The following is an 18,205-nucleotide window of genomic DNA, read 5'->3' as shown; positions in this document are numbered from 1 at the left end:
TCGTTCGCTACCACAGGCCACGGGAGCGCGCTAGGCGTCCTACAGACAATGCGACGCGAAGCACAAGTGCGTCTCGAGCGTCATGTGCATTTCTTCCCGTCATTTCCTGAACGCGCCGAAGGCGATATCTGACCGTGTTCGGGTGCACGAACAGCCTTTTCGCGCACGTCTCCAGCACGCCGCCGACCTCCAGGAAGGCGTCCACGGTCTCCAGCAACGCGCCGCCCGCGTCCTCCAGCGGCCGGGCGACCCTGTCGACCAACTGCCACTCGGCCTCCGGATCGCCCGCCAACGCCCGTTCCGGCAGCAGGTCGAGCGAGCGGACGGGGCGAGGGGCGGCGGGCCAGCCCACGACCGCGCGCAGCCCGCTCAACGCGTCGCTGGCGCTGCGATGGGCCTCGGACAGCGACTTCACCGTCGGCCCGGCGACGACCGGGCCCTCACCGAAGCCCTCGGCGATGCGGCCCAGCACGTCCTCACCGGTCTCAGTCGGGCCGCCGAGCACGACGACCAGCCGTGAGCCCTGCACGGACAGCAGCACCGGACGGCCCGCGCGGGCGGCCTTGCTGCGCACCGAGTAGATGATCGCGGGCGGGTCCTCGCCACCGGGGTTGCCGACCAGGACCGTCGCCTCCAGCGCCGGGTCCCAGCCGAGCGCGGCACCACGGGACAGCAGCGACTCCTCGGGGTCGCCACGCACGATGCCGTCCACGACCAGCGCTTCGAGCCGGGCGTCCCACGCGCCGCGCGCCTCGGCGGCCGCCGCGTAGGAGGTGGCGGCCGAGAAGGCGATCTCCCGTCCGTACCGCAGCACGCCCTCCATCAGCAGCGCGCGCTCCGCCTCGTTCGCCGCCATCTCCGGCAACTGCCCCTCGAACAGCTCCAGCGCGATCCGCACGAGTTCGACGGTCTGGCGCAGGCTCACCCAGCGGGAGATGTCCTTGGGGGCGCTGCGGAACGCGTCCGCGGTCAGCCGGATCGCCTGCTGCCGGTCGTGCAGCCACTCGCAGAAGCCCGCGACGCCGTTCTGGATCAGCAGCAGCACGCTCGCCCGCTGGTCGGCGGGCATCCGGGCGAACCAGGGCAGCCGCCGCTCCATCTCGGCCACGCTGGCGGTCGCGAGCGAGCCCGACGCGCGTTCGATCTTGCGCATGGTGCGGGCGGAGAGCGTCGGCGGGTGCTCCTCCTTCGCCTTGCTGCTGGTCATACCCGCAGCTTAGGCGTTCGAGCGGACATCACCGGGATGGGTGACAGAACCCATGTGCTCGATTGAACGGCCATACCGTCGGGCAGCTGAGATCTTTCAGGACGGCGTGGAGGTTTCGTCTTGCGCAGCTATCCGGCACTGGTTCTAGGGGTCGTCGCTCTGCTGGTCACGAGCACGACCGCCTCCGCCGATCCACCCGATCCGCTCGCCGAGTTCCACGCGCAACCCGTCAAGTGGGCGGCGTGCGGCGGAAACCTCGGCGAACTGGAGTGCGCGACGCTCGTCGCGCCGCTCGACCACGCCAAACCGGCCGGCGACCGGATCAACCTGACGATCAGCCGCAAGAAGGCCGCGGCGGCCGACCGCAGGCGTGGCGTGCTGTTCACCAATCCGGGTGGACCCGGCGGCTCCGGGCTCGGCCTGCCGCTGTTCCTGCTGAAGTCCGAGCTCGCCCAGGTCTACGACGTGATCGGCATCGACCCGCGCGGCGTCGGCGGTTCGACGGCGCTGAACTGCCGCTCCGCGCCCGCGATCGCCGCGCCGGAGTCACGGCCCGCCGACAGCGAGTTCGGCAAGTGGGCGGCCGAGGCGCGCGAGGCCGAGGAGGCCTGCCAGAAGTCGGGTGGCGGGATCCGGCAGTTCATCAGCACCGCGAACACCGCGCGGGACATGGACGTCGTGCGCGCCGCGCTGGGTGAGCAGAAGATCAACTACCTGGGCTACTCCTACGGCACGTACCTGGGCGCCGTGTACGGGACCCTGTTCCCTCAGCGGCTCGACCGCAGCGTCCTCGACTCGGCCGTGCACCCGGAGTGGATCTGGCACGAGCAGTTCCGCCAGCAGGCCGTCGCGTACCGGATGGACGTCGAGTCGTGGGCCACGTGGGCGGGGGAGCGCAACGAGAAGTTCGGGCTCGGCAAGTCGCGCGACGAGGTGCTGGCCGAGGTCGAGAAGGTCGCCGCGAAGGTGCACGCGACGCCGATCGGTGAGCACAACCGCTCCTCGTTCGACGGGGCGATGGGCGTCGGTGCCCGCTACCGTCCACTGTGGTCGGAGCTGGCGTCGATCGTGACCAAGCTGAAGTCGGGCGAGAAGCCCGCCAACGCGGAGGGCGCCAAGGCGGGGCAGGTCCTCGCGAAGACCGGTCTGGAAGAGCTGCGGTCTGGTGTCTTCGACACGGTCACCTGCGAGTCGGACTGGCCGACCGACGTGAGCTTCTACTACGAGGACATGCGGATGTTCCGCGAGCGCTACCCCTACGGCTTCGGCATCGTCAGGGCCGCACCGATGACCTGCACGTTCCGCTCGTTCACGCCGCCGGAACCGCCGGTGAAGATCAGCCGTACCGGTTACCCGATCGGCGTCGTCGTGCAGTCCGAGGGCGACACGCAGACCCAGTACGCGAGCGGACCGGCGATGGCGCAACGGCTCGGGCACAACCTGATCACCGTCACCGACGAGGGCAAGCACGGCCTCTACAACGGCGGCAACGCCTGCGTCGACGGCAAGGTCAACCGGTACCTGATCGACGGGGCGTTGCCCGGCAGCAGTTCCGAGTGCATCGGCGACCCGAGGCCGGACGTGCCGAAGGACGGTCAGGGAGGCGCCGCTCCGACGCTGTCGCCGGAGGGGATCCAGGCCTACCTGGACGGCCGCGGGTTCTCCGCCCGGCCCTGAGGTGAACGGGCCCGGACATGTGGAAGCGCCCGCCACGGAGCGTGGCGGGCGCTTCCCTCTCCCCGGTCCCCACCGGTAGTTCCACTCTGGACTGTATTGCGACAAAAATCCACGTCAGCCACCCTTTCGTGTAGCAGTGTCGAAGTTGTGGAGCGGTGTGATCCACGAAACGATCACGGCGTCTGAACTTCACTCACCGCAACTTTTGTTCATTGGAGGGCCCGTGGGCTCGCAAATCACCGAGGGCCTGGGCCAGGCGTGGGCGATGGTCGCCACGTTCGTGCCGAAGCTGCTCGGCTTCCTGCTCGTTCTGGTCATCGGCTGGTTCATCGCCAAGGCTCTCGCCAAGGGCGTCCAGTTCCTGCTCAAGCGCGTCGGCTTCGAGAAGCTCGTCGACAAGTCGGGCCTCAACGGCGCGATGCGCCAGTCGTCGATGGACGCGTCCGGCCTGATCGCCAAGATCGTCTACTACTTCGTGCTGCTCATCGCGCTGCAGTTGGCGTTCGGCGTCTTCGGCGCCTCGAACCCGGTCAGCACGCTGCTCAACGAGGTCATCGCGTACCTGCCTCGCATCGTCGTGGCCCTGGTGCTCGTCATCGTCGCGTCGGCGATCGGCACCGCGCTCAAGGGTCTCGTCACCGGTGCGCTGGGCCAGCGCACGTACACCAAGATCATGGGCAACATCACCTACGGCTTCGTGATGGCGCTCGGCATCATCGCGTCCCTCAACCAGCTGGGCATCGCGATCTCGGTGACCATGCCGGTCCTGATCGCCGTGCTCGCGACCGTCGCCGGCGTCGTCATCATCGGCGTGGGTGGCGGCCTGGTCCGCCCGATGCAGCAGCGTTGGGAGGGCTGGCTGACCCGCGTGCAGGACGAGGCGCAGGCCCACTCCCCGATGCCGCGCGCTTCCCAGGAGATGCCCCAGGAGATGCGGCAGACGGTGGGTGGGCGCATGGGTGACATGCAGACGCCTCCTTCCGGCACTCCCATGAGCTAGTAGCACTAGCTTGAGTTAGAGGCTCTAACTTCAGGCAAGGGGTCCTGCGCAAACATCACGCGCAGGGCCCCTTCTTGGTGTTCTGGGGGTTCTCCAGGCTCCGTCCACCGCCCGGACGGAGCCTCGTCCTCACCCGAACTGTTCCGTCGCGGTGGAGGACCTATGAAAGCCCTTGTGCTGTCCGCGGGCGTACGCCCGGCCGGATACTCGCTGCCTCGACAGATCGTCCCCATCGCGAACAAGCCGGTGCTCGAGTACGTCGTGGAGAACCTGCGGGACGTCGGCATCACCGAGATCGGCATCGTCGTCGGTGACGGTGCGCAGGAGATCTCCGAGCTGTTCGGCGACGGCTCGTACCTGGGTGTCTCGATCACCTACATCCAGCAGGACCAGCCGCTCGGTCTCGCGCACTGCGTGCGGATCGCCCGGCCGTTCCTCGGTGACGACGACTTCGTGATGTACATGGGTGACAACGTGCTGGTCGAGGGCATCGGCCAGATCGCCGACGAGTTCGCCCGGCTGCGGCCGTCCGCCCAGGTGCTGGTGGACAAGGTCGAGGACCCGCGGCTCTACGGCGTCGCGGAGGTGGACGAGAACTCGCGCGTGACGCGGCTGATCGAGCACCCGCAGGAGCCGCGCAGCGATCTCGCGATGATCGGCGTCTACTTCTTCACCCCCGCGATCCACACCGCCGTCGACGCGATCGAGCCGTCGTGGCGCGGCGAGTTCGAGATCACGGACGCGCTGCAGTGGCTGGTGACGCACGAACGCGATGTGCGGGCACGGATGTACTCGGGGTTCTGGAAGGACACCGGGAAGGTCGAGGACGTGCTGGAGTGCAACCGCGAGCTGCTCATGGGCCTGCGGGGCGACATCCAGGGCATCGTCGACGACGAGTCACGGCTGATCGGTGACGTCGTGGTCGAGGAGGGTGCGCGCGTGGTGCGGTCGTGCATCGTCGGGCCCGCGATCATCGGTGCCGGGACGCTGGTCGAGGAGTCGATCATCGGGCCGTACACGTCGATCGGCGCGGACTGCCGGATCATCGAGTCCGGGGTCGCCGACTCGATCGTGTTGAACGAGGCCTCCGTGCACAACGTCTCGGGCATCGAGACGTCGTTGATCGGGCGCCGGGCCCGCGTCGGTTCGGCGCGCCAGCACCGGCTCGTCGTCGGTGACGGCGCGCACGTGGACGTCGCCGCCTAGGTTGCGTTGATCCAGTCCTGAAGGCGGTCGCACTCCTCGGCGACCGCCTTCTGCCTGCTCTTCGGCTGTGCGTCGATGTAGTCGACGGTGACGGCGCGGTCCTTGGTGATGGCCCAGGTGGCGACGACGAAACCGTCGACGAGGACCGTGGGCTTGCCGCCGATGACGACGCCGAGCCGGTCGTCCGCGATGACCCTGCGGCGGTCGGAGTGGGCCAGCAGGATGTTGTCGAACTCGGGCAGCAGCCGTACCGGCACCGGCGTCTCGGGGTCGGGGCGTGGGGCGTCGGGGAGGTCGAAGAGTTCCTTGCCCGCCTCGTTCCGGAACGTCACGAGGCGCGGGCGCAGGGCGTTGAACGTCTCGGTGAGCTTGGTGAGGCCGGACCACTGCTGGGCGTCCATGACGGTGGCCGGACCGAACGCCCCGAGGTAGCGCAGGACGATCTCTTCTTTGGTGATGGCTTCCTGAGGCTGGCCGAGCCAGTTCTCGACGGTCGTGCAGATCGCCCGGCCGCTGCTGTGCCAGAGGCCGCGCGGCGGCAGTTGGACGAGGGCGAGCTTGTTGCGCAGCGCGTTGCCGAGGACCGTGTGTTCGCGGTCGGGCCAGCGTTGTTGGAGCTGCTTGCCGGCCTCGGCGGTGCCCTGCGGGGTGTCGTCGAGGATCTTGCGGCCCGCTTCGGCGATCTCGTCGAAGTCGAGTCCCCTGAGCCGGGCGGCGAACGGGCCGCTCTGCAGCTCGCGGTCGAGCTTGAGCTGGGTGTGGGGGCGCAGGCCGAGCGCGTCCCGTGCGCTGACCAGGTGGATCGTGCCGCGCATGAGCAGGATGCGGACGGCTTCCCGGTCGGTCAGGAGGACTTCGAGCTCCTGCGGCCGGAAGTCCCGGAGTCGCGTCCAGAGGCCGACGTAGGGCGACTTCGGTTCCTGCGCCTGGATGCCGAAGAGGTGCTCGATGGTGGCGAGCGCGCTCGTGTCGGCGCGCTCGCGCAGCATCTGGCGTTCGATCAGTGCCCGGTTGAGGGCGTTCAGGCTCAGGATCCCCATCAGGACAGACTAGAACCTGATGAACGCGAATCCGGTGCCGTCGGGGCGTTCTCCGTCGTGGACGACGAGCAGGTTGAGCTTGCCCAGCACGATGTCGGCGCCGTCGGAGTGCTCGACGTCCTTGATGCGGAAGTCCTTGAGGGGCTTCATGTCGGCCTTGCGGTAGGCCACGAACCGGGAGTCGCCCTGGCTGGAGGCGAGCAGCACGTCGTTCGCGATCGTGAGGCCCTCGGCGTCGGCTTCGAGCCACTTGCCGCCGAAACCGGGGTTCGGTCCGTCGGCCTCGCACTCCTCGGTTTCGGGGTTGTACCTCTGCGGCGCACCCCACGTGCGGACCTTGTCCACGAGCTGCGGCTTGCCGAAGCCGTTGGCGCGCAACGGGATGCGCCAGATGCCGACGTCCTCCTGGGCGGCGTACAGGGTGCTGGTGCGTTCGTCGATCACCATGCCCTCGACCTGCGGACCCTCGCCGGGCTCGCCGCACACGGTCCACTGTCGGCCGTTCGGCAGGGTGAAGGTGCTCGGAAGGTCCAGAGTGGACATCTTCTTGGTGTCGTACTGGGGACCCTTCACGACCTGGAGGAGCGCGATGCTGGTCTCGTTGCGACGGCTGGTGACGACGACGTCCTTGCCGTTGATCCGGCCGGCGGCCAGGCCGTACGCGGTGTGCTGCTCGTCGACCTCCGCCTCGGTCTTGCTGAACACCGGCTTCGCAGCGGGGTTCGTGACGTCCCTCGCACCGTGTTCGTCCACTTGAAACACCCGGATGCGGTCACGGCCGCGGTCGCTGACGAACGCCAGGTCACCGAGGACGTCGACGTTGTTGTAGCGGCCGGGCTTCGCGTCCGGCGTCGGTGGCAGCGGCGCCGGGTAGACGCCGATCGTGCGACCGCCGAGGTCGAACGCCGCCAAGCCACCTTCCTTCAGCGTGCCCAGGACCACACTGCGTTCGGTGTTGCGCGGGTTCACCCAGATGGCCGGGTCGTCCGCGTCGGCGGGCTCCTCGAACGTCTGCGTGACGACCGTCGGTGTGATGACAGGCGTTGCCGGCGCTGTCAGGAACAAAGGCACGAGCGCGAGTGCTAATGAAGATGACATGGTGGGACCGTAGGAAACACCGGTGTACTGCGACTGAACCGCGGGGGAACAACCGTGTGGTACGAGCTGGGACTGACGATCTTCGGGCAGAAGATCGCGTACACGGAGCTGGTCGGGCAGGTGCTGGCGCTCGCGGTGGTGTTCCTCGCGCAGCGCCGTTCACTCTTGACCTGGCCCGTTCAGCTGGTCTCCGTCGCGATGCTCTTCACGGTGTACATGTCGGCGCACCTAGGTGGCCTCGCCACCCGTCAGGTCGCCGTCGGTGCGATCGCCGTCTACGGCTGGTACGCCTGGGCGCGCCGGCGTGACCCGGTCTTCGGCGTGGTGGTGCGCAAGGGTTCCTGGCGCGAACGCATCGCGGTCGCTCTCGCGTTCGTCGTCGGCACGGTCGCGTTCGCGCTGGTGCTGGACGCGCTGGACGCCTCGTGGGCACCGTGGCCGGACGCCGCGATCTTCATCGGCACCATCCTCGCGTTCGCGCTGCAGGGCCTGGGGCTCGTGGAGTTCTGGCTGGTGTGGCTCGTGGTCGACGCCGTCGGCGTGCCGTTGCAGATCCAGTCGGGCCTGTACTTCAGCGCGTTCGTCTACGTGATCTTCGCGGGCCTGGTGATCCACGGTTTCCTCGACTGGAACCGCACCGCCCGCCGGTTGACACAGGCGGCAAAGTCTCCTCTATGAGGGGACTGTTGATCGCTCTGCTGACCGCTGTCTCGTCGCTGGTAGCTGTTCCGGCCGTCGCCGCACCACCTCCGCGCACCGGATTCGAGCTCACCGGCAAGTGGACCACCGAGGCCGAGGAACAGGCCTACCTGCGCGCCACCGGCCTCCCCGTCTCGGAGATCGGCGTCACCGCCCAGGGCCGCCCGATCCAGCTCGTGCGCGTGGGCTCCCGCACCGCGCGCACGGTGGTTCTCTTCATCTGCTCCCAGCACGGCGACGAACCCGCCGGCCGCGAGGCGTGCCTGATCCGCATGCGCTCCCTGCCGCGTTCGTCCTCCGTCACCTACCTCTTCGTCCCGAACGCCAACCCGGACGGCCGCGCCGCCGACACCCGCGGCAACTCCGCCGGCATCGACATCAACCGCGACCACCTGCTCCTGCGCACCGCCGAGGCCCGCGCGATGGCCGCGGTGATCCGCGACTGGCAGCCCGACGTCATCCACGACCTGCACGAGTTCGGCCCGTCGGAGCCCTACTACGTGAAGGACGTCCTCTGGCTGTGGCCACGCAACCTGAACGTGGCACCTGGTGTTCATGACCTGTCCGAGACGCTCTCCCGTTCCTTCGTCCGGCCTTCGGTCGAGGCCGCCGGCCGCACGTCCGGCGTCTACGGCATCTACGTCGACCCGGTGACCGGCGAGCCCGTCCGCCAGGTGGCCGGCGACGGCCAGGAGCGCATCCTGCGCAACACCGGTGGGTTGAAGCACGGCATGGGCCTGCTGGTGGAGACCAACGTCGACAACACCCCGGCGTACCGCGTCGAGTCGCACCTGCTCGCCCTGGACGGCACCCAGTCGTTCGTCGGCTCGAACCGCTCGGCGATCGAGGCCGCGAACGCCGCCTCCCGTGCGGTCCGGTCCGGCCCGATCTACTTCGGGGGCGCCGACAACCAGGCGCCGGATCCGTCGGATGTCGTGGCCACGCCGCCGTGCGGTTATGTGCTGACCGGTGCCCAGTACGTCGAGGTGCGGGACGAACTGGCGTTGCACGGCATCAAGTCCCAGTACCTCCGAGGCGGTGATCGGATCGTGCCGCTCAAGCAGGAGGCGCGAGCGTTGGTGCCGGTGCTGCTGGACGCCCGAGCGGACGGCCCGCTCCTGCCCGCGCAGCCCGTCGCTCAGTGCTGAACGAACTGATATATCGGTCGAACTGATATATCGGATGCTCTGACCAGGGCCTTAGCAATGAGATTTTGAACTTCGTCTGCAAAAGACTCATTGCTAAGGCCCCTTGCGTGGTCCGATGGACGCCATGCAGGACGAGCGAGTTGCCCACACCACCACCCTGCTGGCGAGCATGGAACTGAACCTTGCCGAGCACGCGTGCCACCTGCACCGGCATCTCGACGGCGCGACCGTGACCGTGACGGACGACCTCCTGATCGCGGACAGCGGCCTGGACGACGACACGTTCAACATCGTCGCGGCGGCCCGCTTCAGCTCGGATGACGTGTCTGCTCGTGTGGCCGAGACCGTGAGCGCGGTGAGGGCGACCGGACGCCCGTTCTCGTGGTGGGTCGGTCCCGCGTCGACACCGGCCGAACTCGGCTCGGTGCTGGGCCACGCGACGGACACCGAGGCCGCGATGTGGATGGACCTCGCCGACGCCGCCCTGCCCGAGCCGGACGTCGAAGGGCTGGAGATCCACCGCGTCACCACAGAGGCGGAACTCGCCGGTTACGCCTCGATCCTGGCCGCGAACTGGGACCCGCCCGCCGAGACGGTCCGCCGCTTCTACGCCGCCACGGCCCCGCACGCGTTGACCAGCTCAGCGCGTTACCTCGTGGGGTACGCGGAGGGCCGTGCGGTGTGCACGGCGGAGGTGTTCCTGCACGCAGGGGTCGCCGGGGTCTACAACATCGCGACCCTCGCCGGCGACCGTCGCCGCGGCTACGGCGGTGCGATCACGTTGGCCGCGTTGCGCACCGCCCGCGCCGAGGGGCACCGCATTGCCGTCCTACAGGCCTCTGAGGACGGCGCGACCGTCTACCGGCGTCTGGGGTTCGGGATCGCCGGTCAGTTCACCGAGTACGCGCTGAGGGCGTGAAAAAGGGCCGCCCCGCGCGTGCAGAGTGGCTGGTCGGCGGCGTGACGGTGCTGGCCGCTTACCGGTGACCTGGGCAGCGGTGCTTCCACCCCGTCGGGTATGCCAAAGCCGTTCGGTCCCGTTCGAGGAAGCGGTGGGTTCACCGGCTACCGAGCCGGCTGAGCTACCGGTGCGCACGACTGTGCGGCGTTGAAGAGGAAACGGGAAACCCCTGTCGGAACGAACCATGACTGCCGAGGATTTGAGCGTGGCGGGAATTTTCATCAACTTCCAGGTCGGAGACGGCGACGAGGCCGCACTGGCGCTGGACGAAGGGCTGTCGCGCGAGTTCGGGCGCGACGAAGTGTTCAGGTCGAGCCGCTCGATCTCGCTGGGGAACGTCTTCCAGCCCGACCTGCTCGGCGGTGTGCGCGGCTGCCGAGTGCTGCTCGTCGTGATCGGGCCGCGCTGGAACACCGAGGTGTTGCACGATCCAGAGAACTGGGTTCGCAAGGAGATCGCAGAGGCGCTCCGGCTGGGCAAACAGCTGATCCCGATGCTCTTCGGGCGGGAAACGATGATGCCCGAGGCAGCCCAGCTGCCGGAAGACATCCGAGAACTCGTCGACCGGCAGAACGCCAAGCTCAGCCACCGTGACCTGCACGTGTGGCTGCAGTTCCTTCCGGGACATCTCATCGAGGTGGAGCCTGAACTGGGGATCGGCGTTGTCGCCGGATTGTGTCGCTTGAACGCCTGGTGGCTCGAACAGGTCGAGTCGACGAAGCTCCCCTCGGACTTCCCCCTGATCGGCCGCGAAACGGTGGTCCGGCAGATCGACGAATGGCTCGCTGGACCGGCATCGACGAGAGTGATCACGGCAGCCTCCGCCTACGAGGCGCTGACGTTCGTCGCGTCGCTGTTCTCCGTCACCGGACCTGCACGCCGCGCGGTCCTCGCCGACACAGAGCACGGTTGGCGCCATGCGATACGGCTGCAGCCCCTGCTGATCGTAACGACCTCCAGCGACCTCGACCGTGACAGTGCCACGCGACGCGGACATCACGTCCTTGTCGTGGCCGACTCACGCGACGATCGGCGCCATGACAGCTTTGTCCTGCCACGCATACCGCGTGACAAGGCAAGTGCCGCATTGATGGCACACGGCATGTCACGTGGCGAGGCCGACAAGTGCGCGGGCGCGCTGAGGAAGAGCGTTCGCGCACTTATGCGCAGGATGACGCCAGGTAGGTCCACGCCGTCCTGGGCATCCCCTCCCGTTCCGCGCTTGGCCGTGCGATTGACGCTTGCCGGGGCATGGGGGCGGACCACCGAATCTGATCAGCTTGTCCTGCAAGAGCTGACCGACTTGCCGTACGAGGACATCGAACTCTTCGCCATCGAGAACTCGGACAACGATGATCCGCTGTTGCACAAGTCCGGGAACAGGTATCAGCTCGCCGACGTCCAGGACGCCTGGGCCTACCTGGGGACCAGGCTTGGGGACGCCGGACTCCAGCGCTGGCGCCGGCTTGCCATCTCGGTCCTGTTCGGGGCTGAGGCGTCTGAGCACCTTCGCCACGGGGTCGCCCAGGTCATCGCGGTGGCAGGAGTACAGGGCGACGATCGTGCGGAACAGCTGGTGGCGGAACTCCTCCAGCACGCCAACGACGATCCGTCGGGAGAACGGTGGAATACCTTGGCGGATGTGTTGCCGCTGTTGGCAGAGGCAGCTCCTGAGCTCTTCCTGGACCAGGTGGATCAAGGTCTGAGCGGAGGAGATCCTGTACTGGTACGGATGTTCGCGGACACGGCAGGTGGATTCGGGCGGTCGCCGCACACCTATCTGCTCTGGGCACTCGGAAGGCTCTGCTGGACGGCTGAACATCTACTGCTCGGCGTCAGGGCGCTGGCCCGTCTTGCCGAGTTGGATCCCGATCCGGACAGCAACTACCGGAGCCGTCCACTGGAAACGCTTGCCGATGCGCTCCTACCACTGATGCCGTTCACCGTCGCGTCCGCCGAACGGCAGCGCGCCGCGATCGAGGACGTTCTCCGGCGCAAGCCCGCCATCGGCTGGCGGCTCGCCGTCAGGTTCCTGGCGGAGGACTACGGACTTCACGCGCTTACCGACCGTCCGGCTTTCCGTGACTGGCCGACTCCGTTCGTGCAGGCCCCGATCGAGGATTGGGAACCGACCCACGCCCTGCTCACCACACGCGTGATCGAGATGGCCGCCGCCAACCCGGCTCGGTGGCCTGACGTCGTCCGAGGACTGGCGCGCGTCCGGGCGGATACGAGGCAAAGCCTCGTCAAAGCGATGGTCGCGCTCGACGTCGACGTCCTTGAACCCCGCGTGCGCATGACGTTCTGGTGGGCACTCCTCGGTCATCTCGTGTACTTCGCGGCAGAGACCCCTGGATTGGAGGAGTTCGTCGCACGGCTGGAGCCCGTCGATCTTCCGGAACGGCACGCGCTGCTGTTCAACTCGGATGTGATGCCACTCGAAGCGTTCGACGACTACGAGGGCTACGTGGAACGGCGTCGTCAGCGCAGGATCGCCGTGGTCGAGGAAGTGCTCGGAGCACACGGCGTCAAGGGAATCCTAGCGCTGGCTTCAGAGATGACTGACGCCCAGTCACTTGGTGCGAAGGTCGCTGAGGTCGTGGGCCTCGAAATGCACGACGAGCTATTCCCTCTGCTTCACGGGAACGACGCCTCGGCCGAAGTGGCATCGGGCTGGTTTGCCGCTGTGGCGAGGTCACAGACGCACGAGGCGTTGCAGATGGTGGGTGACCGGCTCAGGTCGTGGGATCCGATCACTCAGGGACGCGCGCTGCTCGCGTTGCCTGGCTCTACCGAAGTGCTGAACCTCGTCGAGGCCGCTGATCAGGCAGCGCAGGCGATGTACTGGCAGTTGACCACAGCTGTGCCCCAGGACGCTGGTACGGAGCGGTACCTTCGCGAGCTCATCGCTCGCGACCGGCCTGAGGTCGTGGTGGGCGTTCTGTACCTGGCGGTGCTCAGAAAGGTGTGGATGCCACCGCACCCGTTGGTGGTCCGCGCTCTTCAGGCAGCTGCCGAGCATCGAGGTCTGCGGCACGAAGTCGGAGTGTTGCTCGACCACCTGACGGCTTCCGGCGTTGATGAAGACACGATCGCTGATCTGGAGCTGACTTACGTCATCGAACTCAGCCAGACACGTGCTCCTGCTGTTCTGTACCGGCAGATCTCGACCGACCCGCAGAAGTTCATAAGATTGGTCTGCTTGGCCATGGAGCGCTCAGACGGCCCCGTCAAGCCGGTCAAGGGAAGTGCCTTCATCGCATTGTTCAAGTGTCGGACCGTACCTGAGCACAGGCAGTGGGTGGACGAGTCGCGTGCCCTGCTCGCTGGCACCGATCATCTCGAGGCAGGAGAGATCTACATCGGCCAGATGCTGGCGGGAAGTTCACATGGCAGCGATGGCGCTTGGCCGTCCGAGTTCGTCCGCGATGTCCTGGAAGATCTCGCGTCCGCCCGGATCAGCGAGGGTTTCGTCCTCGGAACGGCCAACAACCACAGCTTGTCGGTGCGCGGCGTGTACGACGGCGGTGACCAGGAGCGCGAGCTGAGCGCGAAGCACGCGGCTTGGGCGCTCCAGATCGAGGATCGCTGGCCTTTCACAGCCCGCCAGCTTCGCAAGTGCGTTGAGGGGTTCGATGCCCAGGCCGACAGGTGGGACAAGGAAGCCGAGGACGACCACGACGCATGAGAGCGGACGGGGAGGGCGAGTTAGGCAGCGGAAAGGCCTCTCAGAGCCTCTCAGGGCGTGAAAAGGGCCGCCCCGCGCGTGCGGAGCGGCCCTTCGGTTCAGCGAGTGACTACGCGAGGCCCGCGTCGCCCGTGGACGGGCCGGCCGCCTGCACGTCGTCGATGCGGTACTTGCGGGCCGCCTCGACGACCTTCGACTGCTCGACCTCGCCGCGCCTGGCCAGTGCGGCCAGCGTGGCGACGACGACGGACTCCGCGTCCACCAGGAAGTGGCGGCGGGCGGCCGGGCGGGTGTCGGAGAAGCCGAAGCCGTCCGTGCCCAGGGTCGTCATGTCGGTCGGGACGTACGGGCGGATCAGGTCCGGGATCGCCGACGCCCAGTCGGACACGGCGACGACGGGACCCTGCACGTCCTTCAGCACCTGCGTCACGTACGGCACGCGCGGTTCGGCGTCCACGTGCAGCAGGTTGTGGCGGTCGGTGTCGACGGCGTCGCGGCGCAGCTCCGAGTACGACGTGGCGGACCACACGTCCGCGGAGACACCCCACTCGTCGGCGAGCATCTGCTGGGCCTTGAGCGCCCACGGGAGACCCACACCCGAGCCGAGGATCTGCGCGCGGGGGCCACCGGTCTGCGGGCCGTCCTGGAACTTGTAGAGGCCCCGCAGGAGGCCTTCCACGTCCAGGCCCTCCGGCTCGGCCGGCTGCGCGTACGGCTCGTTGTAGACCGTCATGTAGTAGAAGATGTTCTCGGCGTTCTCGCCGTACATCCTGCGCAGACCGTCCTTGACGATGTGCGCCACCTCGTAGGACCACGCCGGGTCGTACGAGACGACGGCCGGGTTCGTGTGCGCCAGCAGCAGCGAGTGGCCGTCGGCGTGCTGCAGGCCCTCACCCGTCAGCGTGGTGCGGCCCGCGGTGGCACCGAGCACGAAGCCGCGCGCCATCTGGTCCGCCGCCGCCCACAGGCCGTCACCCGTGCGCTGGAAGCCGAACATCGAGTAGAAGATGTAGATCGGGATCATCGGCTCGCCCTGCGTGGCGTAGGACGTGCCGACCGCCGTGAACGACGCCGTGGAACCCGCCTCGTTGATGCCCTCGTGCAGGATCTGGCCCTGCTCGGACTCCTTGTAGGCGAGCATCAGGTTGGCGTCCACCGAGGTGTACGCCTGGCCGTTCGGGTTGTAGATCTTCTGCGTCGGGAACATGGAGTCCATGCCGAACGTTCGTGCCTCGTCCGGGATGATCGGCACGATGCGCGGGCCGATCTCCGGGTCCTTCGCGAGGTCGCGGACGAGCCGGACGAACGCCTGCGTCGTGGCGACCTCCTGCTTGCCGGATCCGCGCTTGATGCCTTCGTAGACCTTGTCGCCCGGCAGCACGAGCGCCTTGGACTTGGTGCGGCGCTCCGGTACGAAACCGCCGAGCTGACGCCGGCGTTCCTGCATGTACTGGATCTCCGGCGAGTCCTGCCCGGGGTGGTAGTACGGCGGCAGGTACGGGTCGGCCTCGAGCTGCTCGTCCGTGATCGGGATGCGCAGGCTGTCCCGGAAACCCTTGAGGTCGTCCAGGGTCATCTTCTTCATCTGGTGCGTCGCGTTGCGGGCCGCGAAGTGCGGGCCGAGCGAGTAGCCCTTGATGGTCTTGGCGAGGATGACGGTCGGCTGGCCCACGGTCTCGGTCGCCGCCTTGTAGGCCGCGTAGACCTTGCGGTAGTCGTGGCCGCCGCGCTTGAGGTTCCACACCTCGTCGTCGCTCATGGCGTCGACGAGAGCCTTCGTGCGCGGGTCACGGCCGAAGAAGTGCTCCTTGACGTACGCGCCGTCGTTCGCCTTGTACGTCTGGTAGTCGCCGTCGGGCGTGCTGTTCATCAGGTTGACGAGCGCGCCGTCGCGGTCGGCGTGCAGCAGCGAGTCCCACTCGCGGCCCCAGACGACCTTGATGACGTTCCAGCCGGCACCGCGGAAGAACGACTCCAGCTCCTGGATGATCTTGCCGTTGCCGCGCACCGGGCCGTCGAGGCGCTGCAGGTTGCAGTTGACCACGAACGTCAGGTTGTCGAGCTGCTCGTTGGCGGCGAGCTGGAGCAGGCCGCGCGACTCGGGCTCGTCCATCTCGCCGTCGCCGAGGAACGCCCACACGTGCTGGTCGGACGTGTCCTTGATGCCGCGGTCGCGCAGGTAGCGGTTGAATCGCGCCTGGTAGATGGCGTTCATCGGGCCGATGCCCATGGAGACCGTGGGGAACTCCCAGAAGTCCGGCATGAGGCGCGGGTGCGGGTACGACGGCAGGCCGCCGCCCGGTCCGGCGTGCGAGTACTCCTGGCGGAAGCCGTCGAGCTGGTGCTCGGAGAGGCGACCCTCGAGGTACGCGCGGGCGTAGACACCGGGGGAGGCGTGGCCCTGGATGAAGACCTGGTCGCCACCGCCGGGGTGGTTCTTGCCGCGGAAGAAGTGGTTGAAGCCGACCTCGTAGAGCGACGCGCTGGACGCGTACGTCGAAATGTGTCCACCGACACCCACGCCGGGTCGCTGCGCGCGGTGCACCGTCATCGCGGCGTTCCAGCGGATCCACGCACGGTAACGACGCTCCACCTCCTCGTCACCGGGGAACCACGGCTCCCGCTCGGTGGCGATGGTGTTGACGTAGTCGGTGCTCGTCAGCGAGGGCATGCCGACGTGGTTCTCACCAGCGCGTTCGAGCAGACGCAACATCAGGTAACGCGCCCGCTGCTGGCCGCCGCCCTTGAGCACCTCGTCGAACGACTCGAGCCATTCCGAGGTCTCCTCGGGGTCGATGTCCGGCAGGTGCGCTGCCAGACCGTCGCGAATGACGCGCACCCGCTCGGGGCCGGTGTTCTGCGGGCTCAAGGTGTCTCCTCGGCTTCGTTGGCGGTACTTCGCGCTGGCCCGGCAACCGTGCCACGCGTTCCTATCGTTGTCCTTGCGCGACGACTTCGTCATCGCTACCGGTCGGTAGTTCTGGATCGTGTCGCTCACGCGCGCGCGATAAGAGGTATGTAGAGCGTGCCTCATGCCAGTGTAGGTGTACGCACAGGGGTGCCCGTTCCGGCGTGTCAAGTGGTCAACAGTTGCGCCGGAGGTAGCTGACAGTGTTCGCTAGCCCGAGTAACGGACTCTGGCGGCAGTCTTAGGGCTGTCGCTCTTGCGTAGTTGGAGGAGTGAAAACCGTGGTCGCCGCGGAAGACGCCGGCAAGCTCGGCGTCGCCGACAAGCTCGGGATCGAATCAGGCATGGTCGTCCAGGAACTCGGCTGGGACGAGGACGTTGACGACGCCTTGCGTGCCGCTGTCGAGGAGCGAATCGGGGGCGACCTCCTCGACGAGGATGCCGACGAGACGGTGAGTGTCGTCTTGCTCTGGTGGCGCGAGGACGACGGCGACCTGGTCGACGCCCTCCTCGAGGCCACCGGCGTGCTCGCAGAGGACGGCGTGATCTGGGTTCTCACCCCGAAGACCGGCCGTGCCGGCCACGTGGAGCCCAGCGATGTGGCCGAAGCGGTCCCGACCGCCGGCCTGTCGCAGACCTCCAACATCAGCGTCGCCGAGGACTGGGCGGGCATCCGCCTGGTGTGGCCGAAGTCGGCCAAGGCCAAGCGCTGAGGTCGAGCTGACATAGGGTTGACCCACGGGCGTTCACTCGTCCGTGGGTTTCCATGTCTGGCTGGAGGGGTTCATGGCGGTCGAGGTCGGTTCGGAAGCTCCGGACTTCACCCTGAACGACTACAACAAGCAACCTGTGACGTTGTCGTCGTTCCGGGGCTCACGGTCCGTGCTCCTGGTCTTCTACCCGTTCGCGTTCAGCGGCACCTGCCAGGGCGAGCTCTGCCAGCTGCGAGACGAACTGGCGGTGTACGAGGACGCGGCCGTCCAGGTGCTGGGCGTGTCCGTGGATACCCCGTTCGCGCTGAAGGCGTGGGCGAACCAGGAGGGCTACCAGTTCCCGCTGCTGTCGGACTTCTGGCCGCACGGGGCCGTCGCGCAGGCTTACGGCGTGTTCAACGCGTCTGCGGGCATGGCACTGCGGGGGACGTTCCTGGTGGACGTGGACGGCGTGGTGCGCTTCGCTGAGGTGAACGCGCCGGGTGAGGCCCGCGATCAGTCGGGCTGGAAGAAGGCCGTCGCCTCGCTTCAGGCATGATGTAGTTGTGCCCCTGCGCTTTGCGGTGCCGGGGTTGGGGCGTGTAGCTCAGCGGAAGAGCTCTCGGTTTACACCCGAGCGGTCGCAGGTTCGAACCCTGTCGCGCCCACCACGTACGTATTTCCGTCGCTCACCCAGATCGCCCCGATTCGCCTCCATGGATCCGCACGGGCGTCGTGCGGCCTGATTCCGGCCGCTTTGCACGTGGCCGAATTCGCTGATGGGATTCACTCTGTTGGACGAAAGTCCATGTGAGTTGGCCTGAACACGAGCTAACGCACGTAGACCATCTGCCGATAGGAGCATCAGCCGACGACGGGTG

13 protein-coding genes and 1 tRNA gene are annotated in these 18,205 nt (G+C 67.5%); 10 read left to right on the top strand and 4 right to left on the bottom strand.

The annotated features are described in order from the left end of the window. Window positions 1-7: 7 nt before the first annotated feature. Window positions 8-1,207, bottom strand: a complete 1,200-nt coding sequence (locus tag PV646_RS42030; protein WP_500348458.1) for a PucR family transcriptional regulator — start codon at window positions 1,205-1,207, stop codon at window positions 8-10. A gap of 120 nt (window positions 1,208-1,327) precedes the next feature. On the opposite strand from PV646_RS42030, the gene PV646_RS42025 reads away from it, so the two are divergent. From PV646_RS42025 to PV646_RS42015, 3 genes are all read left to right on the top strand, one after another. Continuing rightward, window positions 1,328-2,884: an alpha/beta hydrolase gene (locus PV646_RS42025; RefSeq protein WP_500348456.1), complete on the top strand. Its 1,557-nt coding sequence runs from the start codon at window positions 1,328-1,330 to the stop codon at window positions 2,882-2,884. A 223-nt stretch (window positions 2,885-3,107) separates the two neighbouring features. Further along, window positions 3,108-3,884 (top strand): mechanosensitive ion channel family protein, encoded by a 777-nt coding sequence (locus PV646_RS42020; RefSeq protein WP_500348455.1) that lies wholly within the window; start codon window positions 3,108-3,110, stop codon window positions 3,882-3,884. Window positions 3,885-4,046: 162 nt separating this feature from the next. After that, entirely contained in the window at window positions 4,047-5,090 is a 1,044-nt protein-coding gene (locus PV646_RS42015; RefSeq protein ID WP_500348454.1) for a glucose-1-phosphate thymidylyltransferase, read from the top strand. On the opposite strand, the gene PV646_RS42010 is transcribed toward PV646_RS42015, so the two are convergent. Then, window positions 5,087-6,130, bottom strand: coding sequence for a winged helix DNA-binding domain-containing protein (locus PV646_RS42010; RefSeq protein WP_500348453.1), 1,044 nt, complete (start codon window positions 6,128-6,130; stop codon window positions 5,087-5,089). The genes PV646_RS42015 and PV646_RS42010 overlap by 4 nt on opposite strands. Window positions 6,131-6,139: 9 nt before the next feature. Then, a complete protein-coding gene (locus tag PV646_RS42005; RefSeq protein ID WP_500348451.1) occupies window positions 6,140-7,228 on the bottom strand; it encodes a phytase in 1,089 nt (362 codons plus the stop codon). A 54-nt stretch (window positions 7,229-7,282) separates the two neighbouring features. Here PV646_RS42005 and pnuC point away from each other — a divergent pair, with 54 nt between their 5' ends. From pnuC to PV646_RS41985, 4 genes are all read left to right on the top strand, one after another. Then, window positions 7,283-7,906, top strand: coding sequence for a nicotinamide riboside transporter PnuC (gene pnuC, locus PV646_RS42000; protein WP_500348449.1), 624 nt, complete (start codon window positions 7,283-7,285; stop codon window positions 7,904-7,906). Continuing rightward, window positions 7,903-9,075, top strand: coding sequence for a M14 family metallopeptidase (locus PV646_RS41995; RefSeq protein WP_500348447.1), 1,173 nt, complete (start codon window positions 7,903-7,905; stop codon window positions 9,073-9,075). The genes pnuC and PV646_RS41995 overlap by 4 nt, the downstream gene beginning before the upstream one ends. 169 nt (window positions 9,076-9,244) lie before the next feature. Continuing rightward, on the top strand, window positions 9,245-9,994 hold the full coding sequence (locus PV646_RS41990) for a GNAT family N-acetyltransferase (protein ID WP_500348698.1): 750 nt from the start codon (window positions 9,245-9,247) through the stop codon (window positions 9,992-9,994). Window positions 9,995-10,220: 226 nt separating this feature from the next. After that, entirely contained in the window at window positions 10,221-13,724 is a 3,504-nt protein-coding gene (locus PV646_RS41985; protein ID WP_500348446.1) for a hypothetical protein, read from the top strand. 109 nt (window positions 13,725-13,833) lie between these two features. On the opposite strand, the gene aceE is transcribed toward PV646_RS41985, so the two are convergent. Further along, window positions 13,834-16,593: a pyruvate dehydrogenase (acetyl-transferring), homodimeric type gene (gene aceE / locus PV646_RS41980; protein ID WP_500348444.1), complete on the bottom strand. Its 2,760-nt coding sequence runs from the start codon at window positions 16,591-16,593 to the stop codon at window positions 13,834-13,836. 320 nt (window positions 16,594-16,913) lie between these two features. On the opposite strand from aceE, the gene PV646_RS41975 reads away from it, so the two are divergent. The 3 genes from PV646_RS41975 (at window position 16,914) to PV646_RS41965 (ending at window position 17,995) form a co-directional block, all read left to right on the top strand. Next, window positions 16,914-17,345 carry a DUF3052 domain-containing protein gene (locus tag PV646_RS41975; protein WP_500348443.1) on the top strand — a complete coding sequence of 144 codons (432 nt, stop codon included), beginning with the start codon at window positions 16,914-16,916 and terminating at the stop codon, window positions 17,343-17,345. 73 nt (window positions 17,346-17,418) lie between these two features. Then, window positions 17,419-17,883 carry a peroxiredoxin gene (locus PV646_RS41970; RefSeq protein ID WP_500348442.1) on the top strand — a complete coding sequence of 155 codons (465 nt, stop codon included), beginning with the start codon at window positions 17,419-17,421 and terminating at the stop codon, window positions 17,881-17,883. A gap of 37 nt (window positions 17,884-17,920) precedes the next feature. Then, window positions 17,921-17,995: transfer RNA gene (locus PV646_RS41965), tRNA-Val, on the top strand. The last annotated feature ends 210 nt before the right edge of the window (window positions 17,996-18,205 follow it).

This window comes from Streptomyces sp. ID05-26A (assembly GCF_033794685.1).
GTDB lineage: Bacteria > Actinomycetota > Actinomycetes > Mycobacteriales > Pseudonocardiaceae > Lentzea.
This window is presented reverse-complemented; position numbering and strand designations above follow the sequence as displayed.